Below are 20,257 nucleotides of genomic sequence, written 5' to 3'. Positions count from 1 at the left end.
ACCGCATCTAGCTTACTGCAAGCGATTACTAATATCAATAAGCCAGTCCCGTACCGCCTCCGCCACCGCTTGCCGGTTCCGGTCTAGGAGGAGGTCGTGCCCGCTTTCCGGGAAGACCCGGTAGGCCTTCTCCGGGCTTCCCAAAAGCGCATGGTAGCGGCGTACCCCTTGGACCACCCGGTCCCGCCCTGCCTCCACCACCAGGGCAGGGGCCTTGACCCGGGGGAGGACCCCTGGGGTCAGGCGCATGAGGTGGAGGAGTTCCCCCACCGCCCGGGTGGGGAAGTAGGGGTAGTTGGGGTTTTGCTTCCTAAGGGCAGGGTCTTCCACGGAGTTGGGCCCGGGAAAGCGGGGGATGAGCCAGGCCAGGTAGGGGGCCAGGGGCGCCAAGGGGTTTTTCAGGGAAAAGGCGGGGGCCAGGGCCACCAGGGCCCTTGTGGGGTGGGCCGCCGCCAGGTGGGCGGCGAGGAGGGCCCCCATGGAAAGCCCCACCACCCCCCGGGGCTCGGGGAGGGCCAGATAGGCTTCCTCTGCGGTAGCTAGCCAGTCTTGCCAGCGCACCCTTAGGAGGTCCTCGGGCCGGGTGCCGTGGCCGGGCAGGGCGGGCTGGGCCACGGCGAAGCCCGCCTCCCGCAGTACCCCAGGCAAAGGCCCCAGGGTGAGGACGGGATGGGAGGTGAAGCCGTGCAGGAGAAGGAGGTGCATACTCCAGAATACCCCGCCTGGACGCCTCCAAGGTGGCATGGTAAAACGGGGGAGAATGCTTGAGGGTAACCTTGCGGAGTTCCCCTTTCCCTCCCTGGTGGGCGCCCTAATGAGCGCTGGGCGCACGGGGAGGCTTTGGGTGAGGTCTCCCCACCTCGAGGGGGAGGTTTATTTGCAGGGCGGCCAAGTGGTCCATGCCCGGGTCCAGGCTGGGGAAAAGGCCTTGGAAGGGGAGGAGGCTTTGGACCTCTTGGCGGGGCTCAAGCGGGCCCCTTTCCGCTTTGAGCCGGAAACCCTTCCCCCCCGCACCACCCTCCTGGGGGGACTGGCCGTCCCTGTCCGGCTGGCGGAGGCCCAGGCGGTGTGGCAGTCCCTAAGCCTCCCTTCGGACTGGGGGTATGTCCTCCGCCTACCCAGCCAAGGGGGAACGGCGGAACTCACCCCGGAGGCTTTAAAGGTCCTGGCCCAGGTGGAGGGGAAGCGCATCGCCGAGGTCCTGGCGGCCCCCGGGGTGTTGCGCCTTGCCCGCATCCTCCACACCCTCCTCGGGATGGGGGCTTTGGAGGCGGTGCCGGTGGTGGAGGTGGCCCCGGAGCACCTTTTGGTCCTGCCCATCTACGGTCCGGGGCACGGGATCGCCTACGTGGACGAGGCCCTTTATGCGGCGTGGGCCCGGGCCATCCGCCACGGGTTCCGCCTGCGGGTCACCCCCCCCGGGACCACCTTGGAGGTGCGGCCCAGGCCCAACATCCCCGGGCGGCTTGGGCTTTTGGAGGAGGACCTTAAGCGCCTGCGCCTCAGGCGCGGGGACAAGGTAGAAGCGGTGCCGGAGGTTTAGCCTATGGATATCCTGACCCTGAACGAGTATCTCAACCGCATCGTATACGGCTTCCCCATGAAACTGGTCTTTCTTCTCGTGGGGGCTTACCTGGTTATTTTCCAGATCCGCTGGTTTAGCGCCCCCTTCCGGATGATGCGGGTTTCCTTCAGCGAGACCTTCGGGGCCATCCGGGAAAGGGCGTACGGCTTCGGCGGCCAGATCACCCCCTTCCAGGCCACCATGGTGGCCCTTTCCGCCACGGTGGGGACCGGGCACCTCCTGGGGATGCTGGCGGCGGTTTTGGTGGGGGGCCCAGGGGCGGTCTTCTGGATGTGGGTGGGCTACTTCTTTGGCACGGGGAGCAAGTTCGCCGAGGCCACCTTGGCGGTCCACTACCGCCGCCGCTTCGCCGATGGCTCGGTATCCGGCGGGCCCATGTACTACCTTTCCCGGGGCTTGCCCCGCCTCCGCGTTTTGGGTTTCCTCTTTGCCCTTTTCGCCGCCGTGGCCGCTTTTGGCATCGGCAACCTGGCCCAGGCGGGGGCGGTGGGGGGAGCCTTGACTCCTTTGGGGGTGCCCCCAGCCCTGGTGGGGCTTGGCCTCGCCCTTCTGGTGGGGGTGGTGCTGGGTGGGGGGATTATGCGGGTGGCCCGCTTTGCCCAGGTGGTGGTGCCGTTGAAGCTCCTCCTCTTTTTGGTGGCGGTTTTGCCCCTTCTCGTCCTGTACGGCGGGGGTATCCCCGAGGCCTTGGCCCTGGTGTTCCAGGCGGCTTTTACCCCGGAGGCTGCTCTTGGAGGGGCAGCGGGGTATAGCCTCTACGCCGCCATCAACGCCGGGCTTGGCCGGGGTATCTTCGCCAACGAGGCGGGGCTGGGTTCGGCGGCCATCGCCCACGCCCAGGCCCAGGTGGACCACCCCGTGCGCCAGGGCTTCTGGGGGGTGACGGAGATGTTCGTGAGCTTCCTGGTCACGAGCCTCACCGCCCTCACCTTCATCGCCTCGGGGCTTTGGCGCCAGGGCGGAAGCGCCGCCGAGGCCGCCCAGGCCCTCTTCCAGGCCCATCCCCTGGGAGGGGCTATCCTAGCTGCCACCGTGGCGGTGTTCGCCCTTGGGACCATGGTCTCCTGGGGGTTTTACGGGGAAGAGGCGGCGGCGTACCTCCTCGGCGAGGGGGTGCGCTGGCCCTACCGCCTGACCTTTGCCGTCTTGGCCTTTGTGGGGCCCTTGGGGGGCCTCGAGGCCTTCCTGGCCATCTCCGACACCCTCAACGGCCTCATGGCCATCCCCAACCTCCTGGGGCTTGTCCTTTTGGGGCCTGTGGTGGCCCGCCTGGTCTACGGCTTCTTCCGGGGGGAGCCTTGGGTGCCGCCCCGCTAGCGGAAGAGCTCCCGGATGGCCTTTTCCAGCTCCTCCCCCGCCTTGCGGTCCAGGGTGAGCTTCACCTTGAGGGCCACGCGCAAGGCCTCCTCTTCCAGGGCCTCCCGGCTTTCGCAGGCTTGAAGCCGGGGGATGAAGGGGCCGGCCCGGGGGCCTAGACGGGCTTTGAGGAGGTCCACGAGCTTCCCGCAAAGCGCCTTGGGGCCCTCCACGGGGAGGATGAGGCCCCGCTTGAGGAGGCTCGCCAGGATGGCGTAGGCCTTTTCCCCTAAGCCGCTATCCCGCACCACCTCCTCCTCCGTGCGCCGGCCATCGCAGAGGGTATAGACCCGCCACTCCTCGGGGGAGGGCTTCCAATCGGCCTCAGGAGGGTTGGGGTTGCGGCGGAAGACCATGGCTACAAGGAGGCCACGATGGCGTCCACCAGGCGCAGGACCAGATAGACGAAGACCGCTCCCAAGAGGAGGACCAAGGAGAGGAGAAGGAGGAGGAGGCTAGCGGGCTCGCTCCAGGTGAGGAGGAGGATAGCGAGGTAGGCCAGGGCGAAGAAGGCGATGAGGAAGAGCATCTGCCCACCCCGTTCCCCCATCACCCCCCCGGGGATGGCCCGCTTGAGCCGGAGGCCGTAAAGGACGTTGTAGACCATGAGGAGAAGCCCTAGGAGAAGCAGGATTTTTGCCATAGCCCTATTCTACAACCTACCACTCCCGGATGGGCACGAGTTCGCCTCCCTCCACGTTTTTGCGCACGGGGCGGTAGCGGCGGTCAAACCAGATCTCCAAGACCGCCCGGTCCAGGCTTTGGGGAGCCACGATCTCCTTGCGCACGTAGTAGCCCTCCTCCGTGGGGCTAATCTCCATGCTCTTGGAAAGCCTGAGCTCCACCACCTCCCCGCTTTGGGTGCGCACCCGCACCCGGAAGGCCAAGGGGCCCTCCGGCTTCACGTGGGGGTCTTGGCGGAAGGGCCACATTACGCCTCCTTGAGGTCGGCCACCTTTGCCCCCGTGAGGGCCAGGAGCTCCTCGGGCGTGGCGCGGAAGAGGGCCCTTGGCGTGCCTGCCGCCGCCCAGACCTCTCCGTGGGCCAGAAGGTCCTGGTCCAAAAAGGCGGGCAGGGGGGTGGTGTGGCCCAGGGGGGGCACCCCTCCGATGGCGAAGCCCGTCAAGGCCCGCACCTCCTCCGGGGTGGCCCGGCGTAAGGGGTCCCCGGTCAAAGCCTCTGCCTTCCTCAGGTCCAGGCGGTTTTGGCCGCTCACCAGGAAGAGATAGGCCCCCTTTTCCCCCACGAAGACCAGGCTCTTCACGATCTGGCCCACCTTCGCCCCCACCGCCTCCGCCGCCTCTTGGGCGGTGCGGGTGGAGGCGGTGAGCTCCACCACCCTCAGGTGGCCAAAGCCCCGGGCTTCCAAGGCCTCCTGCACGCGCCGGGCGGAGGGGCTCATAGGGCGTAGAGGAGCTCGGCCAAAAGGGCGGTGCGCCGGGGGATTTCCGAGACCACCACGTACTCCGTCCGTTGGTGGGCGTCCCCGCCGAAAAGCCCCAGGCCGTCCAGGGTGGGGACCCCCAGGGCGGCGGTGAAGTTGCCGTCGGACCCCCCGCCCACCCGGCCCGGCTCCAGGCGGAGCCCTAAGGCCTCCCCGATGGCCTTGGCCTTGGCGAAGAGGGCGAGGCTCGCCTCGGTGGGCTCCATGGGGGGGCGGTTCAGGCCTCCTGAAAGTTCTAGCCGGGCCCCGGGGAGGACGGGGGTGAGGCCCCTAAGGGCCTCTTCCACCCGACGCACCTCCTCGAGGGTCCAGGCCCGGAGGTCCAACTCCACCCAGGCCTCTTCCGCCACCACGTTGCTCACCGTGCCCCCCCGGACCACGTTGGGGCCTAAGGTGGTGCCCTTCTCCCGGTCCTCCAGGGCCGCCACCTTCAGGATCTGGTGGGCCAGCTCCAGGATGGCGTTCACCCCCTTTTCCGGCTCCACCCCCTGGTGGGCGGCCTTGCCCCGGGCCTTCAGGCGGTACAGCCCCACCCCCTTGCGGGCCACCTTCAGGTCCCCCGTGGCCGTGGGGGGCTCTAGGACCAGGACGGCCCTCGCCTTCTTGGCCGCCGCCTCAATGAGGGGGCGGCTTTCCTTGGAGCCCGTTTCCTCGTCGGGGGTGAAGAGGATTTCCAAAGGGGGAAGCCTCCTCCCCGTGGCCTCGGCGTGGCGGAGGGCGTAGAGGAGGGCGATGATCCCCCCCTTCATGTCGTAGACCCCAGGGCCCACCGCCTTGTCCTTTTCCAGGTGGAAGGGCTCGGGGAAGCTCCCCTTGGGGTGGACGGTGTCGTAATGGCAAAGCACGAGGACGGGCGCCCCTTCCCCCTCCCGCCGCAGGAGGAGGACGGGCCCTGCGGGGGTGTCCTTGCGGGAGAGCCGCCCCTCCAGGGGCCCGAAGGCTTCTTCCAGGAAGGCGGCGGCTTCCTCCAGGCCTGCCCGGTCCCCCGAGGGGGATTCCCGGCGCACGAAGGCCTCGAGGTCCCTGAGGAACTCGGGGAGCTTGGCTTGCATCCAGGCCAGGGTTTCCATGCCCCCATTATGCCCCGGGGATATGGGGGAGATGTGTCCTTAGAAGGGCAGGGTGAGGGTGAAGGCGGCGGCGAAGCCTTCCCCCTCAGGCCTTAAGGTGAGGAGGAGGTCGGCGCGGAAGATGCCGTCTTGGCGGTTGCCCACCCGGGGCAGGCCCCGCTGGGCGTAGGGGGGCTGGGCGTAGACCTGGCGCTGGGCCTCCTCGGGGAAGAAGAGCTGGGTGGCGAAGCCCCTGCCTCCCGCCTCCACCCTTAGGTGCAGGTGGGGGGTGCGGCTTGGGTACCAGCCAGGGAAAAGGGTGAGGAAGGCCACTTCCCCCTTCTCGTCCGTGGCCTGCCATCCTCGGCAGAAGGTCCCGGGGGCGTTGACCCCGGAGTAGCGGCCCAGGGCGTCCGTGTGCCAGAGGTCCACCCGGGCCCCCCCCAGGGGACGGCAGGCGGCGTTTTGCACCTTGAGGGTGAGGCGCAAGGGAACGCCGGGAAGCCCTTCCCGCAGGTCCGATCTTTGGGGCACCTCCCGGAGGTAATAGGGGCCTTCCGTGAGGGCGGGGGTGGGGCGGCAGGCCCCCTGGGCCCGGGCCAAGGGGAGGAGGAAAAGGCCCATGAGCGCACGCCTTCGCATCACCGCCTCCTTAGGAGGAGGTCCACCTCTAGCCGGATGCGGTTCTCCACGCTGAGGAGGATGGGCACCCGGGGCTGGGTGAGGCGGAACCTCTCAAAGGGGAACTCCGTCTTCAAAAAGACCCTCACCTCCTGGCCCCGGAACTCCGCTTCCCCCTCCCAGACCGCCTCCGCCGTCACGTCCCGGAGGGTCAGGTCCCCCACCACCTGGATAGGGACCTTGCCGCTTTGGGGTAAGGGGTTGGGAAGGCCCTTCACCTCCTTGGGGCGGAAGGTGGCGGTGGGGAAGCGGCTCGTCTCCAGGGTGTTCTGCCTCAGGTAGTTGTCCCGGCGGGACTGGTCGCTCCTTAGCTCCCTCAGGTCCACCACGAACTCCCCGCTAATCCGCCCTCCCTGGAGGACCACCCGGCCCTCCACCGCCTTGGTGGTGCCCACGGCGTCGGCAACGCCCACCTGCAGAAGTTCCTCCTTCACCCGGTAACGGGCCTCCCCCGAGGCTACCTCAAAGGTTTGGGCCAGGGCTGGTACAAAAAGGGCCAAGCTCCACACAAGCCACCGCATCCCGTTCACCCCCTCGCTATAAAAAGCGTAGCTAGGGAGGGTTAGACCTAGGTTAGAGGGAAAGGATTTAGACTTGAGCCATGACCCGGGCCGTGCTCTTTGACGTGGGGAACACCCTGATCCTGGCAAGCCCCCGGTTTTGGCTCCTGCCCTTTTTGGAGGAGCGGGGCCTGAAGCCGAGGAAAGATCCCAAGGAAGCGGCCCTCGCCGCTTTCCGCTTCTACGAGGAGAACCACCTGGCGGCCAAAGACCTGCCCACGGCCCTCACCCTCTGGCGGGAGTTCCACCGGAGGCTTTTTGCGGGCATGGGCCTCGAGGCCGAGGCGGAGGCCCTTTCCCGGGAACTGGTGGAGAACTGGAAGAACCCCCGTTTCTGGCCCATCACCCCCGGGGCCCAGGAGGTCCTGGAGGTCTTGAGGGAGCGGGGCTATTCCCTGGCCGTGGTCTCCAACTGGGACGCCACCTTGCCGGAGATCCTGGAGGTGGTGGGGTTAAGGCCCTACTTCCAACACCTGGCGGTGAGCGCCCTTTCCGGGGTGGCCAAGCCCCATCCCAGGCTTTTCCAGGAGGCCCTGGAGGCCCTGGGCGTGGCCCCGGAGGAGGCGGTGCACGTGGGGGACTCGGAGGCGGACCTTTTGGGGGCGGAGGCCGCCCGGGTGAGGCCCCTCCTCTTTGACCCCTTGGGCCAAAACCCCAAGGCCCTCCACCCCTTGGAAAGGGTGCTAGACTTCCTCCCATGAGCGTGCGGGCGGCCATCTGGGGGGAGAAGCAGGAGGCCATAGAGGAAAGCCTCAAGGCGGTGGACGAGGACCTTTTCCGCTACATCCGCGACTTCGCCTACGAGGAGGTCCTGGCCCGGCCCGGGCTGGACCTGAAGACGCGGGAGCTCCTCGCCATCACCGCCCTCATCGCCTTGGGAAGCCCTAAGGAGCTCGCCACCCACCTGGAGGGCGCCCTGCGGGTGGGGGCCACGGAGGAGGAGGTGCGGGAGGCCATCCTCCAGTCGGCCCTCTTCCTGGGCTTCCCCCGGGCCCTGGCGGCCATGAGGCTTTTCCAGAAGGTGCGAAAAGGCCGTGGTGCTCCTCACGAGGGGGAAGGATAGGGCGCTTTTGGAAAGGCTGGCCGCCTGGGGGATCAGGGCGGCGGAAGTGGCCCTCCTGGAGCAGGTGGACCTCCCCGGCCTGGCCCGCCTGCCTGAGGCCCTGGGGGAGGGCTTTGACTGGGTGGCCGTCACCTCCAAGGAAGGGGCGCGGCGCCTCCTTGGCGCCTGGGAGCGGGCGGGAAGGCCCCCCCTAAGGGTGGCGGCGGTGGGGGAGGGGACGGGGGAGGTCCTGCGGCAAGGGGGGCTTCCCCCCGCCTTCCTCCCGGAAAGGGCCACGGCCAAGGACCTGGCCGAGGCCTTTCCGGAGGCGAAGCGGGTCCTCTTCGTGGCGGGGGACCTGGCGGGAGGGGAGCTGGAGCGGGGGCTTCGGGGGCGGGGGGTGGAGGTGGTGCGCCTCGAGGTCTACGCCACCCGGGAAAGGGCGCTCTCCCCAGCGGAGCGCCGCCTGCTGGAGGAGGCGGAGGTGGCGGCCTTCTTTAGCCCAAGCGGGGTGCGGGCCTACGCCCGCTGGACGGGGAGGCGGCCCAAGGCGGCCTGCATCGGTCCCGCCACGGCGGAGGCGGCGAGAGGGCTTGGCTTTGCCGTGTACGAGGCCCCGCGCCCGGGGCTCGAGGGGCTATGGGAGGCTATCCTTCGGGCCCTTTGAGGGACGGGTGTCCCTACCCGGCTTGGGTATACTGGCGGGAGGCTATGGCCCTGCCCCTCTACCTGGTGGGCCTTTCCCACAAGACCGCTCCCGTGGAGGTGCGGGAAAGGGCGGCCTTGGACCCGGCCGTGGCCCTTCCCGCCGCCCTCCGGCGCCTGGGCAAGGCGGTGGTGCTTTCCACCTGCAACCGCACGGAGATCTACGGGGTGGGTGCGCCCGAGGAGGCCAAGGCCCTCCTTCGGGAAAGGGGTGTGGAACCGCGGTACCTGTACGTGAAGGAGGGGATGGAGGTCCTCCGCCACCTCTTCCGCGTGGCTGCGGGGCTGGACTCCTTGGTGGTGGGGGAGGCGCAGATCCTCGGCCAGGTACGGGAAGCCCTTTTCCTGGCCAGGGCGCACAAGGCCACGGAAAGCCTTTTGGAAAAAGCCTTCCAGTCCGCCATCGCCCTGGGCAAGCGGGCCCGGAGCGAAACCGCCATCGGGGCTGGGGCGGTGAGCGTGGCCTACGCCGCCTTGGACCTGGCCCAGGCCGTCTATGGCGACCTCACGGGGCTCACCGTGGCGGTCCTGGGGGCGGGGGAGATGGCGGAGCTTTTCCTCACCCACCTCCGCGCCCACGGGGTGGGGCGGGTTTTGGTGGTGAACCGCACGGCGGAAAGGGCCAAGGCCTTGGCGGAGCGCTTGGGCGGGGAGGCCTTTGCCCTGGAAGCCCTGCCCCAGGTCCTGGCGGAGGCGGACCTGGTGGTGGCCTCGGCGGCCGCCCCCCACTACCTGGTGCGCCCCGAGGACCTGCCCCGGCGGGCCAAGCCCCTTTTCCTCATAGACATCGCCCTCCCGAGGAACATTGACCCCAGGGTGGGGCGGCTTCCCCACGCCTACCTCTACAACCTGGACGACCTGCAAAGGGTGGTGGAGAAAAACCTCAAGGCCCGCCTGGGCGAGGTGCCCAAGGTGGAGGCCCTGATAGAGAAGGCCCTGGGCGACTACCTGGAGTGGTACGCCGGCCACCGGGTGCGGGAGGCCATCCGGGCCCTGGAGGAGAGGCTTCTTAGGGAAGTGGCCAAGGAGTTTCCCCACGCCGACCCCCTCACCTGGCACAAGGAGGCGGGCCGCCGGGCCCACCCCTTGATCCTGGCCCTCAAGGCCCAGGCCCGGCCATGAGCCTGGCGAGCGTCCTGGCCTTTTTGGGCCTGGCCCTTTTGGCCTTGGGGTGGTTTTGGCCCCGGGGGCTTGGGCTTGGGGCTTGGCTTTACCTAGGGGCCGCCTTGGCCGATGCGCTATCTAAGGGGGTTTTTTCGGGGCCGGCCCAACCCGCCTTGGTCCTCGGGGGCCTTTTGGCCCTGCGGGGCGAGGCCCTCGCCCTTCGCCCTAAGCTTTCCTCTTTGCGCCGCTATCTCCTCGCCCTCGCCTTGGTCCTCGGCCTTTTCGCCCTAAAGGCCCTGCCCCACCCCCGGGGGGAGCTTCCCCTTTTCCTCACCCTCTTCCACGCCGGGGCCTTTTTGGTGGCCTACCTGGCCTTGGCCGTGGGGGTGGGGGCGGGGGTGATGTGCGCCCTGCAGGACCTGCGCCTGCGGGCGCACCCGGAGCGAGCCCTGGGGGCGCCTCCCCTTTGGAGCCTAAGGCGGCTTGAGCGGGGCTACCTGAGGGTGGGCTACGGGGCGGCCACCTTGGGCTTGGGAAGCGGCATGGCCTGGGCTTTTAGCTACTTCGGGAGCCCTTTGAGCTTAGATCCCAAGGAGGTTTCCGCCTTTTTGGGCTGGCTCCTTTTTACCCTTTACTTTCTCCTGGAAGACCGGCTTCGGGGCCGGGTGCGGGCGGGGCTTCTCCTCCTCGCCTACGCCCTTCTCCTCTTCGCCTTCCTGGGGGCGCCCTTCCTGGGGTCCCGGCACCCCTCGAGGCTCCCCCCTTAAATATAGCAAGCAACACTTGACAATCTATAAATCCCCGGTTTATCCTTTTGGCTAGGAGGTGAGCATGGGGCTAGGGCACTGGGACCGGGAGGCTCTCCTGGAACGCCACCGGGAGCGCCTTTGGGAGGCGGAGCGGGAGAGGCTTCTCCTTCCCCTGCGCCGTCCCTGGCGGGTGCGGCTTGCCCAGGCCCTTTGGCGCCTGGCCCAGGCCTTGGCGCCCGAGGTGCGGTGGGAGGTGGCCCGTGGAGGCTAAGCGGCGCATTCTGGAGAGGCTACGGGCAGGCGCCACCACCCCCGAGGAAGCCTGGGGGGGATGGGGCCTGGAGCTCCAGGTGGGCAGCCTGGAGGCGAGCCTTCCCGTGCGGGAGGGTGCCCACCGGCTTTGGGTGGGACTAGGCCACGCTAGGCTCCCTTTCCTCCCTGGCTCCAGCGTGGCAGCGGCCCAAGCCCAAGCGGGCCACGGGGCTTGGGAAGGGCATGGGCTTGGGGACGGCCGGGCCCACCTGGAGGCCCGGGTGCGGCTTGGCCATCGGGAACCTGGGACGAAGGAGGCGTGATGGAGGAGAAGCGGAGGGTTCTGGAGATGGTGAAGGCGGGGGAGATTGGGGTGGAGGAGGCCCTGGCCCTTCTAGAAGCCCTGGGGAATGGCCCCAAGGCCTCCTCCCCGGCCCGGCTTTTGCGGGTGCGGGTGGACGGCCACGACCACGGCAAGCCGGTGAAGGTGCACGTCAACCTTCCCCTGGCTTTGGCGGAGCTTTTGGAGAAGCTCCTGCCCGAGGAGACCCAGCTCACCCTGGGGCGCCAGGGGGTGAGCCTGAAGGAACTCCTGGCGGTGGTGGGCCAAGGGGTGCCGGAGGGAAAGCTGGTGGAGGTGGAGGCGGAGGAGGAGGGCAAGCCCGTGCGCATCCTGGTGGAGGTGGTTTGAAGGTTCCCCTTTCCGCCCTTCGCCCCCGTTTCCTTTACCTGGGGGTGTGGTGGGGGAAGGTGCCCCTGGGGCTCGTCCTGCCCCTCTGCGCCCTCGAGGGGCTCCTTCTGGGGGTCCTTTGGATGGAAAAGGGGCGGGCCCTCCGGGGCCAGCGCCCCCGCATCTCCCTTCCCCTGGGGGCGGTCTTTGCCCTGCGGGCGCTTCCGCCTGCGGTCTTCGTGGAGGTGGAGGCGGAGGGGGTGAAGGTAAAGGTGGGACTATGGTGATGCGACCGCTTCCCGTGCGTTGCCCGGTTTGCGAAAGCCCGTTGGCGGCGAAGGTCCTTTTCTGCCCTGCCTGCGCCACGGAGGTTTCGGGGCGCTTCGCCCTAAACGAGTTCGCCCTCCTTCCCAAGGAACACCTGGACTTCCTGCGGCTTTTCGTGAAGGCCCGGGGGAACCTCAAGGAGGTGGAGCGCCTCCTAGGGGTTTCCTACCCCACGGTGCGGGCCCGGTTGGACGCCCTCCTGCGGGCGTTGGGTTACGAGGACGAGGCGGAGCCGGAGGGTGCGGAGGCGGCGCGCCTGGAGGTCCTGGAGGCTTTGCGCAAGGGGGAGATCAGCGTGGAGGAGGCGGTGGCGCGCTTGCGGGGAGGGAAAAGCTGAAGGCCGTCCCCTTGCCCACCTCGCTTTCCACCCAGACCTCCCCCCCGTGGGCCTCGAGGATGGCCTTCACGATGGCAAGCCCAAGCCCAGAGCCTCCCCGTTCCCGGTCCCGGGCCTTATCCACCCGGTAGAAGCGCTCAAAGAGGTGGGGGAGGTGCTCCTCGGGGATGCCCTCCCCGTCGTCCTCCACCCGCACCACCACCTTGTCCTTAAGGTCAAAGGCCCTGAGCCAAACCTGCCGGGCCCCGGCCTTGAGGCTGTTGGACACCAGGTTGGCCAGGACCTGGTGGAGCCGGTCGGGGTCCCCCCGGACGTACACCTCCGGGGGGGCTTCCACCAGGATCTCCCCCTCAAAGCTCCTTTTGAACTCCTCCCGCACCTCCTCCAAGAGGTCCAGAACCCGCACGGGGATGGGCTCTATGCGCCAGCTTCCGCTTTGGGAAAGCTCCAATAGGTCGGAAACCAGCTTCCCCATGCGCTCGGCCTCCCGCCGGACGGTTTCCAGGCTTTCCCGCTGGACCTCGTTCAGGGGGGTGCGGCGGAGGAGGTAGCCCACGTGGCCCAGGATGGCGGTGATGGGGGTCCTGAGCTCGTGGGAGGCGTCTTGGAGGAAGCGGGTCTGGGCCTCAAAGGCCTTTTGCATGCGGGAGAGCATCCCGTTTAGGGCCTTGACCAGGGCCGCCACCTCGTCCTCCCCTTCGGGCTCGGGCAGGGGCTCGGGGCGCTCGGGCATGGCCTCGGCCTTCCGGGCTACCCACTCCAAGGGGGAAAGGGCCCGGGCCACCAGGTTCCGCGCCAGCAGGACGCTTAGGAGGAGCACCAAAAGGGCGGTGCCGGCGTAGATGCGGGTGAACTGGGTGAGGGTGGCCTCTATCCCTTCCGTGGGCCGTCCCACCAGGAGGAGGCCCTTCCACACCGTGCCGGCCACGTTCACCTCCACCCGGCGGGCGTAGACCAGGAGGGGAAGAGGCGTTCCTTCCCGGGGTAGCTCCACCCGGGCCCAGACCTCCCCCCGGGCCAGGAGGGCCCGGTAGTCCCCCTCCTTGAGGAGGAGGCGCCCGCTCCCCAATGCGGGGCTTTTCTGGAGGCTAATCCCCCCTTCCCGGGCCAGAAGGGCGGGGTCCTCCTCGGGGAGGAGCTGGAGTTCGGCGTAAAGGCCGGCGGGAAGGCCCGCCTCCAGGAGGGGCTGCCCCCCGAGGTTAAGGAGGCGCACCACCTGGTTGCTGGCCTCCAAAAGCTCTGCCCGGAGGCTTCGGTAGAGGAAGCTCCGCAAGACCCCTTCCAGGGCTACCCCGAGGACCACCAGGGTGACGAAAAGGAGGCCCGCCGTGAGGAGGGTGATGCGGGTGCGCAGGGTCATGGAAGGGGGGTTAGTCCTCCCTAAGGACGTACCCCACGCCCCGCACCGTGTGGATGAGGCGGCGCTCCCCCCCGGCCTCCAGCTTCTTGCGCAGGTAGCCGATGTACACGTCCACCACGTTGCTTCCCCCTTGGTAGCCCGGCCAGACCTTCTCCTCTATCTCGTAGCGGCTAAAGACCTTGCCGGGGTTCTTGGCGAGAAGCTCCAGAAGCTCAAACTCCTTGTTGGAAAGCTCAATGCGGCGGCCGCTCCGGAAAACCTCCCGCCCCTCCACGTTGATGATGAGGTCCGCCACCCGGATTTCCCCGGTGATGGCCGGGCTTACCCGGCGCAGGTGGGCCCGCACCCGGGCGAGGAGCTCTTCTATGGAAAAGGGCTTCACCAGGTAGTCGTCCGCCCCGGCGTCCAGGCCCTCCACCTTGTCCTCCACCCGGTCCTTGGCGGTGAGGATAAGGATGGGCACGTTGGAGGTCTTGCGGATGCGCTTGGCCACCTCAATCCCGTCCATCACGGGAAGCATCAGGTCCAGGATCACCAGGTTGGGGTTCACCTCGCGGAATCGGGAAAGGCCGGTGATGCCGTCGTGGGCCACCTCGGTGCGGTAGCCCTCCGCTTGGAGCTCTAACTCTATGAAGCGGGCGATGTCCTTCTCGTCCTCCACGATGAGGATTAGAGGGGCTTCCATACCCTCCAGGATACTCACTTTCTCATGAGAAAGCTAGGTGTAGAGGCTGAGGACCGCCAGGTACATGAAGAGGCTCCCCAAAAGCACCAAGAGGTGCCAAAGCCCATGGAAGCCCACCGCGTGCGGCCAGGGGTTGGGGTGCTTGCGCCAGTAGACCAAGGCCCCCAGGGTGTAGAAAGCCCCCGCCAGGGCCATAAAGGCGAAGGTGGAAAGGGGTAGGGCCAGGCGGGGGAGGAAGAGGACGGAAAGCCACCCGAGGCCCAAGTACGCCAAGGTGTAGAGCCAGCGGGGGGCCCTGAGGAAAAAGAGGCGGAAGCCCACGCCCAAAAGGGCAAGCCCCCAGACCAGGCCCAGGACCCATCCGGCGCCCTCCCGCATGCCTTCCAGGAGGAAAGGGGTGTAGCTTCCGGCGATGAAGAGGAAGATGGCGGCGTGGTCCAGCCGCCTTAGCCAGGCGAGGGCCCTTTCCCCCACCTTTAGGGCGTGGTAGAGGGCGCTGGCCCCAAACATCAGGGCCATGGTGAGGCCGAAGAGGAGGAGGCCACCCCAGGCCTCCTTGGGGGCTAGGAGGAGGAGGATTAGGGTTCCCATAAGGGCTAAGGGCACCCCCAAGGCGTGGCTTAGGGCGTTAAAGGGTTCGCGGACCATGCCCGAGCTTACCCCAAGCCCAGGCTCTTTTCCACCTCGGCCACCTTCCTCACCGTGCGCAAAAGGGCGTCGGGGTTGAGGCTAAGGGCGTCAATGCCCCGTTCCACCAGGAAGGCGGCGAACTCGGGGTAGTCGGAAGGGGCCTGGCCGCAGATGCTCACCGTTTTGCCCCGGGCGTGGGCCTTCTCTATGAGGAGGGCGCAGAGGGCCTTCACCGTTTCCCGCCTCTCGTCAAAGAGGTGGGCCACCCGCTCGGAGTCCCGGTCCAGGCCCAGGGCCAGTTGCGTGAGGTCGTTGCTGCCGATGGAGAAGCCGTCAAAGAGCTCGGCGAAGGCCTCGGCCTCGAGGACGTTGGAGGGGATCTCCGCCATCACGTAGACCCTAAGCCCCTCCTCCCCCCGCCTTAAGCCCCCTTCCGCCATGGCCTCCAACACCTTCGCCCCCTCTTCCGGGGTGCGGCAGAAGGGCACCATGACGTGGAGGTTTTTCAGGCCCATCTCCTCCCGCACCCGCTTCACGGCGGCCACCTCCAGAAGGAAGCCCTCCTTGTAGTCCGGGTGGTAGTAGCGGCTCGCTCCCCGCCAGCCCAGCATGGGGTTCTCCTCCTTGGGCTCAAAGAGGTGCCCCCCCACCAGGCGGGCGTACTCGTTGGTCTTGAAGTCGGAAAAGCGCAGGACCACAGGCCTCGGGTAGAAGGCGGCGGCGATGAGGCCGATGCCCTGGGCCAGGCGGTCCACAAAGTAGGCCCGCTTGTCGCCGTAGGCCTCGGTGAGGGCCTCCACTTCCCGCTGGAGGCTTGGGGGCAGGGTTTGGAAGCGGGTGAGGGCCAGGGGGTGGATGCGCACGTGGCTGGCGAAGATGAACTCCATCCGGGCAAGCCCCACGCCATCCGTGGGCAGGAGGCTCGCTTTCAGGGCCTCCTCCGGGGTGCCCACGTTGACCAGGATCTGGGTGCGGGTGCGGGGCAGGCTTTCTGGGTGGACCTCCTCCACCTCAAAGGGCAAGGCCCCCCGGTAGACCCGGCCCACCTCCCCCTCGGCGCAGGAGACGGTGACCTCCTCCCCCTCCGGGATAGCCCGCGTGGCCCCCACCGCCCCCACCACCGCCGGCACCCCCAGTTCCCGGGCCACGATGGCGGCGTGGGAGGTGCGCCCGCCCCTTTCCGTGACGATGGCCGCCGCCTTCTTCATGATGGGCTCCCAGTCGGGGTTGGTGGTTTCCGTGACCAAAACCTCACCCTCCTGGAAGCGGTCCATCTCCCTGGGGTCTTTGAGGATGCGGGCCCGCCCAGCGGCGATGGCCTCCCCCACCGCCAGGCCCTCCACCAGCACCTCTCCCCGGGCCAGGAGCCGAAAGACCTTAAGCACTGGGCTTTTTTGCGAATGCACGGTTTCGGGCCGGGCCTGGAGGATGAAAAGCTCCCCCGTGGGCCCGTCCTTGGCCCACTCAATGTCCATGGGGGTGGGGGCGCCCCGCTTCCTAGAGTAATGGTCCTCAATCTTCAAGGACCAATCGGCAAGCTGCAGGGCCTCCTCGTCCTTCAGGGCGAACTGGTGGCGCAGGTAAGGGGGGGTGGGGCGGTTTTTCAGGCGGCCTTCCTTGGGGTCAAAGGCCAGGGTGAGCTCCTTGGTCCCTAGGCGCTTGTACACGAGGGCCTTGTACCCCGCCCTTAAGGCCTCCTTGTGCACGTAGTACCCGTCCGGCACCACCCGCCCCTGGACGATGTTCTCCCCGAGGCCGTAGATGGCGGTGAGGTAGACGAAGCCCCGGTGGCCCGTGTCCGGGTCCAGGGTGAAGATGACCCCGCTGGCGGCGGTGTCCGCCCGCACCATGCGCTGGACCCCCACGGAAAGGGCCACCTTCAGGTGGTCAAAGCCCATGTGGGCCCGGTAGCTGATGGCCCGGGCGGTGAAGAGGCTGGCCATGGCCCGCTTCACGTGGAGGAGGAGGTCCTCTTCCCCTTGCACGTAGAGGTAGCTTTCCTGCTGCCCGGCAAAGCTCGCCGTGGGCAGGTCCTCGGCGGTGGCGCTGGAGCGTACGGCCACGGGGATCTCCTCCTCCCCCGCCTCCTCGGAAAGCTGGCGGTAGGCGGCAAGGATCTCCTCCTTTAGGTCCTTGGGGTACTCCCCTTTAAGGATCAGGTTGCGGAGGCGGCGGCTCGCCCCTTGGAGGGCCTTGGGGTCTTCCACGTCCAGGCCCTTTAGTTCCTGGGCGATGGCCTCCCTTAGGCCGTTATGCTCCAGAAAGTACCCGTAGGCCTCGCTGGTGGTGGCGAACCCCCCGGGCACCTTGACGCCCAAGGGGGAAAGCTCCCGGATCATCTCCCCCAAGGAGGCGTTCTTGCCGCCCACCAAGGGGACGTCCTCCAGGCCCACCTCGTGGAAGAACCGCACCCACCTCATGGCACCCCTCCTTTCCTCAAGACCTCCTTCAGCACCCCTTCGGCGCTTTCCCCCTCGTAAAGGGCCTCCTCCGTGAGGAAAAGGCGGTGGGGAAGGGCAAGGAAGGCGGCATCTTTGAGCTCCTTCCAGTCTACCAGGGGCTTGCCCCTGAGGTAGGCCAGGGCCTTGGCCAGGGCGAGCCAGGCCTTGGCCCCCCGGGGGGAAAGCCCCATGCGAAGCCGCTTGTCCTCCTGGGTGAGGAAGGCCACATGGGTGATGGCGAGAAGGGCCTCCTTGGCCACCCGCACCTCCATGGCCTCCCGTTGCGCCTGAAGGAAGTCCACGCCTTGGGGCTCGGGGGGTTGGGGTTCTTCCGTGAGGATCCTGAGCCACACCTCCCGCCTGGGGGGGCGGAAGGGGATTTTGGCGGTGAAGCGGTCCAGCTGGGCCTCGGGGAGGGGGTAGGTGCCCTCCAATTCCAGGGGGTTTTGCGTGGCGATGACGAAGAAGGGCTCGGGCAAGGGGTAGCGCACCCCGCCCGCGGTTATTTGGCGTTCCTGCATGGCCTCGAGGAGGGCCGACTGCACCTTGGGCGGGGCCCGGTTGATCTCGTCCGCCAACACCACCTGGGCGAAGATGGGGCCCTTAACGAACGCAAACCTTCCCTCCCGGAAAACCTCGCTCCCCGTGAGGTCCTGGGGAAGGAGGTCGGGGGTGAACTGGATGCGCTTGTAGGATAGGCCGCTTCCTTTGGCGAAGCTTTCCGCCAAAAGGGTCTTGCCCAGGCCTGGTACCCCTTCCAGAAGGGCGTGCCCGCGGGCCAGGAGGGTGGCCAAGAGGGCCTCCACGGCCTCCTCCTGGCCGAAGAGGGTCCCGTTCAGGGCTTCCTGGAGGCGCCTTAGGGCCTCCACCTACCCCTCCTGGGCCCGGCGCTCCTGGACGATCTTCTGCGCCAGGTGCGGGGGCACCTCGGCGTAGTGGCTGAACTCCAAGGTGTAGGCCCCCGCCCCCCCGGTGAGGCTCGGGAGGGTCTTGTAGTACTCCAGCACCTCGGCCAAGGGCACCTCGGCCCGCACGGCGCTCAGAGCGCCTTCCTGCTCCATGCCCAGAATGCGGCCCCGGCGGGCCTGGAGGTCGGAAAGGATGTCCCCCACCCGCTCCTGGGGGGCCAGGACCTTGATCTGGTAGATGGGCTCCAGGAGGACCGGGCTCGCCTCGGCCATGACCTTCTTGAAGGCCAGGCTGGCAGCGATCTGGAAGGCTAGGTCGGAGGAGTCCACCTCGTGGTAGGAGCCGTTGTAGACGATGGCCTTGAAGCCCATCACCGGGTAGCCCGCCAGGACCCCCTTCTTGGCGGCCTCGAGGATGCCCTCCTCAATGGCCTCCTGGTACTTGCTGGGGATGACCCCTCCCGTGATGCGCCACTCAAAGCTGTACTCGGGGGCGGGCTCCAGCCTAAGCCACACGTCCCCGTACTGGCCGTGCCCTCCGGTCTGCTTCTTGTACTTGCCCTGCCCCTCCGCCACCTTGCGGATGGTTTCCCGGTAGGGCACCTTGGGCACGGAAAACGCCACCTCCACCCCGTAGTCGGCAAGGCGCTCCTTGGCGGTGGTGAGGTGGAGCTCCCCATGCCCCCAAAGGAGGAACTCCCCGGTTTCCTCTTGCCTTTCCAACTTGAGGCTCGGGTCCTCCTCCAAGAGCTTCCTCAAAGCCTCCCCCAGCTTGGCCTCGTCCGTGCGCCCCTTGGGGTAAAGGGCCACGGGGACGTTGGGTTCGGGCAGGCGGGCGAAGGGCACGGCCTCGCTTTCCGGCTTCTCCCCTTGCCAGAGGATCATCCCCCGGTGGAGGGTTTCCGCCTTGGGCAGGCCCAGGATGTACCCCGCCTCCGCCTCTTCCACCTCCAAAAGGTCCTTGCCCATGGGCACGTAGAGGTGGGGGAGGCGCACCGTCCCCGCCTCGCTTTGCAGGGTGTCCCCGGGCTTCAGCCTTCCCCGGTAAAGGCGCACGTAGGCCACCTGGCCCATGAAGGGGTCCACCTGCACCTTGAAGACCTTGGCCAAGGGGGGGCCCTCCCCGAAGCGCTCCTCGGGGGAGGGGAGGGCTTCCAGGATCAGGTCCAGAAGGGGGAGGACGCCAATCCCCGTCTCCCCCGAGGCCAGGGCCACGGGGTAAAGGAGTCCCCGGCGCACCGCCTCGTGGAAGGCCTTTTCCAGGGCCTCTCCCGTGACCTCCTCTCCCTCCAGGTACTTTTCCAGGAGGCCCTCGTCCGTCTCCACAATGGCCTCCAGCACCTCCTGCCGAAAGCGCTCCGCCCGCTCCCTTTCCGCCTCGGGCAGGGGCACCTCCACCTCCTTGTTCCCCTCGAGGCGGTAGGCCTTGCCGTGGAAGACGTCAATGAGCCCCACCCAGCGCCCCCCTTCATAAAGGGGAAGGTCAATGGGGAGGATGGGCCCCAAGGTGGCCCTTAGATCCTCCAGGAGGGCGTAGTAGTCCCCGCCCTTGTCCAGCTTGGTCACCACCACCATCCGGGGCAGGCCCAGCCTTTCCGCCACGGTCCAGGCCCTTTCCGTGCCCACCTGGACCCCGCTTTCCGCGGACACCGCCACCAAGGCGGCGTCCGCCGCCTCCAAGGCCCCCCGGATCTCCCCCACGAAATCCCCGTACCCGGGGGCGTCCAGGAGGAAGATGCGGTGCTCCTTGTAGCGCAAGGGGGCCACCCCGGTGCGCACCGTGGTGCGGTGGAGCTTGGCCTCGGGGGTGTAGTCCGTGGTGGTGGTGCCCTCCTCCACCCGGCCCATCCGCTCCTTGGCGCCCGTGTGGTAGAGAAGGGCTTCCGTTAGGGTGGTCTTGCCGCTACCTGCGTGGCCCACCAGGGCTAGGGTACGGATCATGGTCCCTCCTTCTTGGTGCCCATAGTATAGGGCCAAGGAGGGGGCGATTGTCCCAAATCCTTTACGTGCCGAAAAAGCTCTTGGAGGAGACCCGGGCCCACCTGCAAAAGGAGGCCCCTCGGGAAGGGGTGGGGCTATGGGCGGGCCGGAGGGAGGTGGAAAGGGTCATCCCCCTCCCCAACGCCCACCCGAACCCCCTCACGGGCTACCTGGCGGAGCCCCTGGCCCTTCTCAGGACGCTTAAGGCCTTGGAGCAGGAGGGGCTTTCCCTCCTCGCCATCTACCACTCCCACCCCGCTGGCCCCGCCCTCCCAAGCCCAAGGGACATCAAGGAGGCCCGCTGGCGCGTGCCCTACGTCATCTTCGGCACGGATGGGGTACGGGCCTTCCTCCTCCCCGAGGGGGAGGAGGTGGCCCTGGCGGTCCTATAA

The 20,257-nt window shown here is 67.8% G+C and carries 27 protein-coding genes; 13 read left to right on the top strand and 14 right to left on the bottom strand.

The window, feature by feature from the left end; all coding sequences use genetic code 11:
• Positions 1–12 precede the first annotated feature (12 nt).
• Positions 13–705 (bottom strand): alpha/beta hydrolase, encoded by a 693-nt coding sequence (locus tag A0O31_RS03900; protein ID WP_071676756.1) that lies wholly within the window; start codon positions 703–705, stop codon positions 13–15.
• A gap of 55 nt (positions 706–760) precedes the next feature.
• Between A0O31_RS03900 and A0O31_RS03895 the strand changes: the two genes are divergently transcribed.
• Both A0O31_RS03895 and A0O31_RS03890 read left to right on the top strand, forming a co-directional pair.
• On the top strand, positions 761–1,543 hold the full coding sequence (locus tag A0O31_RS03895) for a DUF4388 domain-containing protein (RefSeq protein ID WP_071676755.1): 783 nt from the start codon (positions 761–763) through the stop codon (positions 1,541–1,543).
• 3 nt (positions 1,544–1,546) lie between these two features.
• Complete coding sequence (locus tag A0O31_RS03890) at positions 1,547–2,902, top strand: alanine/glycine:cation symporter family protein (protein ID WP_071676754.1); 1,356 nt, start codon at positions 1,547–1,549, stop codon at positions 2,900–2,902.
• Here the strand turns inward: A0O31_RS03890 and A0O31_RS03885 are convergent.
• Genes A0O31_RS03885 through A0O31_RS03855 form a run of 7 tightly spaced genes read right to left on the bottom strand, consistent with a single transcriptional unit; the run spans position 2,899 to position 6,636 of the window.
• Positions 2,899–3,297 (bottom strand): helix-turn-helix domain-containing protein, encoded by a 399-nt coding sequence (locus A0O31_RS03885; protein WP_071676753.1) that lies wholly within the window; start codon positions 3,295–3,297, stop codon positions 2,899–2,901. The genes A0O31_RS03890 and A0O31_RS03885 overlap by 4 nt on opposite strands.
• Before the next feature lie 2 nt (positions 3,298–3,299).
• Positions 3,300–3,584, bottom strand: a complete 285-nt coding sequence (locus tag A0O31_RS03880; RefSeq protein WP_071676752.1) for a hypothetical protein — start codon at positions 3,582–3,584, stop codon at positions 3,300–3,302.
• 16 nt (positions 3,585–3,600) lie between these two features.
• Positions 3,601–3,873, bottom strand: coding sequence for a hypothetical protein (locus A0O31_RS03875; protein WP_071676751.1), 273 nt, complete (start codon positions 3,871–3,873; stop codon positions 3,601–3,603).
• On the bottom strand, positions 3,873–4,343 hold the full coding sequence (locus A0O31_RS03870; protein WP_071676750.1) for a YbaK/EbsC family protein: 471 nt from the start codon (positions 4,341–4,343) through the stop codon (positions 3,873–3,875). The genes A0O31_RS03875 and A0O31_RS03870 overlap by 1 nt, the downstream gene beginning before the upstream one ends.
• Positions 4,340–5,455: a M20 family metallopeptidase gene (locus A0O31_RS03865; RefSeq protein WP_071676749.1), complete on the bottom strand. Its 1,116-nt coding sequence runs from the start codon at positions 5,453–5,455 to the stop codon at positions 4,340–4,342. The genes A0O31_RS03870 and A0O31_RS03865 overlap by 4 nt, the downstream gene beginning before the upstream one ends.
• Positions 5,456–5,494: 39 nt before the next feature.
• On the bottom strand, positions 5,495–6,076 hold the full coding sequence (locus A0O31_RS03860; protein ID WP_071676748.1) for an intradiol ring-cleavage dioxygenase: 582 nt from the start codon (positions 6,074–6,076) through the stop codon (positions 5,495–5,497).
• On the bottom strand, positions 6,076–6,636 hold the full coding sequence (locus A0O31_RS03855) for a YceI family protein (protein ID WP_071676747.1): 561 nt from the start codon (positions 6,634–6,636) through the stop codon (positions 6,076–6,078). Before A0O31_RS03855 ends, A0O31_RS03860 begins: the two co-directional genes overlap by 1 nt.
• Positions 6,637–6,716: 80 nt before the next feature.
• On the opposite strand from A0O31_RS03855, the gene A0O31_RS03850 reads away from it, so the two are divergent.
• From A0O31_RS03850 to A0O31_RS03805, 10 genes are all read left to right on the top strand, one after another.
• Positions 6,717–7,376 carry an HAD family hydrolase gene (locus A0O31_RS03850; RefSeq protein ID WP_071676746.1) on the top strand — a complete coding sequence of 220 codons (660 nt, stop codon included), beginning with the start codon at positions 6,717–6,719 and terminating at the stop codon, positions 7,374–7,376.
• A complete protein-coding gene (locus A0O31_RS03845; RefSeq protein ID WP_071676745.1) occupies positions 7,373–7,738 on the top strand; it encodes a carboxymuconolactone decarboxylase family protein in 366 nt (121 codons plus the stop codon). Before A0O31_RS03850 ends, A0O31_RS03845 begins: the two co-directional genes overlap by 4 nt.
• Complete coding sequence (locus A0O31_RS03840) at positions 7,710–8,384, top strand: uroporphyrinogen-III synthase (protein ID WP_071676744.1); 675 nt, start codon at positions 7,710–7,712, stop codon at positions 8,382–8,384. The genes A0O31_RS03845 and A0O31_RS03840 overlap by 29 nt, the downstream gene beginning before the upstream one ends.
• A gap of 44 nt (positions 8,385–8,428) precedes the next feature.
• Positions 8,429–9,544: a glutamyl-tRNA reductase gene (gene hemA, locus A0O31_RS03835; RefSeq protein WP_071676743.1), complete on the top strand. Its 1,116-nt coding sequence runs from the start codon at positions 8,429–8,431 to the stop codon at positions 9,542–9,544.
• On the top strand, positions 9,541–10,293 hold the full coding sequence (ccsA, locus tag A0O31_RS03830; protein WP_071676742.1) for a cytochrome c biogenesis protein CcsA: 753 nt from the start codon (positions 9,541–9,543) through the stop codon (positions 10,291–10,293). Before hemA ends, ccsA begins: the two co-directional genes overlap by 4 nt.
• A gap of 64 nt (positions 10,294–10,357) precedes the next feature.
• Positions 10,358–10,546 (top strand): hypothetical protein, encoded by a 189-nt coding sequence (locus A0O31_RS12695; RefSeq protein WP_071676741.1) that lies wholly within the window; start codon positions 10,358–10,360, stop codon positions 10,544–10,546.
• The gene (locus A0O31_RS12690) at positions 10,536–10,850 is read left to right on the top strand and encodes a hypothetical protein (RefSeq protein ID WP_071676740.1); all 315 of its coding nucleotides are present in this window, start codon (positions 10,536–10,538) and stop codon (positions 10,848–10,850) included. Before A0O31_RS12695 ends, A0O31_RS12690 begins: the two co-directional genes overlap by 11 nt.
• Positions 10,850–11,218: an SHOCT-like domain-containing protein gene (locus A0O31_RS03815; RefSeq protein ID WP_071676739.1), complete on the top strand. Its 369-nt coding sequence runs from the start codon at positions 10,850–10,852 to the stop codon at positions 11,216–11,218. The genes A0O31_RS12690 and A0O31_RS03815 overlap by 1 nt, the downstream gene beginning before the upstream one ends.
• The gene (locus A0O31_RS03810) at positions 11,215–11,484 is read left to right on the top strand and encodes a hypothetical protein (protein ID WP_071676738.1); all 270 of its coding nucleotides are present in this window, start codon (positions 11,215–11,217) and stop codon (positions 11,482–11,484) included. Before A0O31_RS03815 ends, A0O31_RS03810 begins: the two co-directional genes overlap by 4 nt.
• Positions 11,478–11,861, top strand: a complete 384-nt coding sequence (locus tag A0O31_RS03805; RefSeq protein WP_071676737.1) for a DUF2089 domain-containing protein — start codon at positions 11,478–11,480, stop codon at positions 11,859–11,861. Before A0O31_RS03810 ends, A0O31_RS03805 begins: the two co-directional genes overlap by 7 nt.
• Here A0O31_RS03805 and A0O31_RS03800 read toward each other — a convergent pair.
• From A0O31_RS03800 to A0O31_RS03775, 6 genes are read right to left on the bottom strand one after another with little or no spacing between them, the layout of a single operon-like run.
• Positions 11,815–13,221: a sensor histidine kinase gene (locus A0O31_RS03800; protein WP_071676736.1), complete on the bottom strand. Its 1,407-nt coding sequence runs from the start codon at positions 13,219–13,221 to the stop codon at positions 11,815–11,817. The two genes, A0O31_RS03805 and A0O31_RS03800, sit on opposite strands and share 47 nt — an antisense overlap.
• A gap of 10 nt (positions 13,222–13,231) precedes the next feature.
• On the bottom strand, positions 13,232–13,906 hold the full coding sequence (locus A0O31_RS03795) for a response regulator transcription factor (RefSeq protein WP_071676735.1): 675 nt from the start codon (positions 13,904–13,906) through the stop codon (positions 13,232–13,234).
• 33 nt (positions 13,907–13,939) lie between these two features.
• Complete coding sequence (gene trhA, locus A0O31_RS03790; protein WP_071676734.1) at positions 13,940–14,554, bottom strand: PAQR family membrane homeostasis protein TrhA; 615 nt, start codon at positions 14,552–14,554, stop codon at positions 13,940–13,942.
• Positions 14,555–14,562: 8 nt separating this feature from the next.
• Positions 14,563–16,956 (bottom strand): phosphoenolpyruvate synthase, encoded by a 2,394-nt coding sequence (gene ppsA, locus A0O31_RS03785; RefSeq protein ID WP_071676733.1) that lies wholly within the window; start codon positions 16,954–16,956, stop codon positions 14,563–14,565.
• The gene (locus tag A0O31_RS03780) at positions 16,953–17,846 is read right to left on the bottom strand and encodes an AAA family ATPase (protein ID WP_071676732.1); all 894 of its coding nucleotides are present in this window, start codon (positions 17,844–17,846) and stop codon (positions 16,953–16,955) included. Before A0O31_RS03780 ends, ppsA begins: the two co-directional genes overlap by 4 nt.
• Positions 17,847–19,826 (bottom strand): elongation factor G, encoded by a 1,980-nt coding sequence (locus tag A0O31_RS03775; RefSeq protein ID WP_071676731.1) that lies wholly within the window; start codon positions 19,824–19,826, stop codon positions 17,847–17,849. It lies immediately after the preceding gene.
• Between the two features lie 56 nt (positions 19,827–19,882).
• Between A0O31_RS03775 and A0O31_RS03770 the strand changes: the two genes are divergently transcribed.
• On the top strand, positions 19,883–20,257 hold the full coding sequence (locus A0O31_RS03770) for a M67 family metallopeptidase (RefSeq protein ID WP_152024448.1): 375 nt from the start codon (positions 19,883–19,885) through the stop codon (positions 20,255–20,257).

The sequence above is a fragment of the Thermus brockianus genome, from assembly GCF_001880325.1.
Lineage (GTDB): Bacteria > Deinococcota > Deinococci > Deinococcales > Thermaceae > Thermus > Thermus brockianus.
Note: the sequence above shows the minus strand (reverse complement) of the source record. Positions and strands in the feature narration are given on the sequence as shown.

Excerpts from the sequence above, each read along its gene's own strand:
- A0O31_RS03900 (WP_071676756.1), bottom strand. The coding sequence starts at position 705 with ATGCACCTCCTTCTCCTGCACGGCTTCACCTCCCATCCCGTCCTCACC.
- A0O31_RS03895 (WP_071676755.1), top strand. The coding sequence starts at position 761 with ATGCTTGAGGGTAACCTTGCGGAGTTCCCCTTTCCCTCCCTGGTGGGC.
- A0O31_RS03890 (WP_071676754.1), top strand. The coding sequence starts at position 1,547 with ATGGATATCCTGACCCTGAACGAGTATCTCAACCGCATCGTATACGGC.
- A0O31_RS03885 (WP_071676753.1), bottom strand. The coding sequence starts at position 3,297 with ATGGTCTTCCGCCGCAACCCCAACCCTCCTGAGGCCGATTGGAAGCCC.
- A0O31_RS03880 (WP_071676752.1), bottom strand. The coding sequence starts at position 3,584 with ATGGCAAAAATCCTGCTTCTCCTAGGGCTTCTCCTCATGGTCTACAAC.
- A0O31_RS03875 (WP_071676751.1), bottom strand. The coding sequence starts at position 3,873 with ATGTGGCCCTTCCGCCAAGACCCCCACGTGAAGCCGGAGGGCCCCTTG.
- A0O31_RS03870 (WP_071676750.1), bottom strand. The coding sequence starts at position 4,343 with ATGAGCCCCTCCGCCCGGCGCGTGCAGGAGGCCTTGGAAGCCCGGGGC.
- A0O31_RS03865 (WP_071676749.1), bottom strand. The coding sequence starts at position 5,455 with ATGGAAACCCTGGCCTGGATGCAAGCCAAGCTCCCCGAGTTCCTCAGG.
- A0O31_RS03860 (WP_071676748.1), bottom strand. The coding sequence starts at position 6,076 with ATGCGAAGGCGTGCGCTCATGGGCCTTTTCCTCCTCCCCTTGGCCCGG.
- A0O31_RS03855 (WP_071676747.1), bottom strand. The coding sequence starts at position 6,636 with ATGCGGTGGCTTGTGTGGAGCTTGGCCCTTTTTGTACCAGCCCTGGCC.
- A0O31_RS03850 (WP_071676746.1), top strand. The coding sequence starts at position 6,717 with ATGACCCGGGCCGTGCTCTTTGACGTGGGGAACACCCTGATCCTGGCA.
- A0O31_RS03845 (WP_071676745.1), top strand. The coding sequence starts at position 7,373 with ATGAGCGTGCGGGCGGCCATCTGGGGGGAGAAGCAGGAGGCCATAGAG.
- hemA (WP_071676743.1), top strand. The coding sequence starts at position 8,429 with ATGGCCCTGCCCCTCTACCTGGTGGGCCTTTCCCACAAGACCGCTCCC.
- ccsA (WP_071676742.1), top strand. The coding sequence starts at position 9,541 with ATGAGCCTGGCGAGCGTCCTGGCCTTTTTGGGCCTGGCCCTTTTGGCC.
- A0O31_RS12695 (WP_071676741.1), top strand. The coding sequence starts at position 10,358 with ATGGGGCTAGGGCACTGGGACCGGGAGGCTCTCCTGGAACGCCACCGG.
- A0O31_RS03815 (WP_071676739.1), top strand. The coding sequence starts at position 10,850 with ATGGAGGAGAAGCGGAGGGTTCTGGAGATGGTGAAGGCGGGGGAGATT.
- A0O31_RS03805 (WP_071676737.1), top strand. The coding sequence starts at position 11,478 with ATGGTGATGCGACCGCTTCCCGTGCGTTGCCCGGTTTGCGAAAGCCCG.
- A0O31_RS03800 (WP_071676736.1), bottom strand. The coding sequence starts at position 13,221 with ATGACCCTGCGCACCCGCATCACCCTCCTCACGGCGGGCCTCCTTTTC.
- A0O31_RS03795 (WP_071676735.1), bottom strand. The coding sequence starts at position 13,906 with ATGGAAGCCCCTCTAATCCTCATCGTGGAGGACGAGAAGGACATCGCC.
- trhA (WP_071676734.1), bottom strand. The coding sequence starts at position 14,554 with ATGGTCCGCGAACCCTTTAACGCCCTAAGCCACGCCTTGGGGGTGCCC.
- ppsA (WP_071676733.1), bottom strand. The coding sequence starts at position 16,956 with ATGAGGTGGGTGCGGTTCTTCCACGAGGTGGGCCTGGAGGACGTCCCC.
- A0O31_RS03775 (WP_071676731.1), bottom strand. The coding sequence starts at position 19,826 with ATGATCCGTACCCTAGCCCTGGTGGGCCACGCAGGTAGCGGCAAGACC.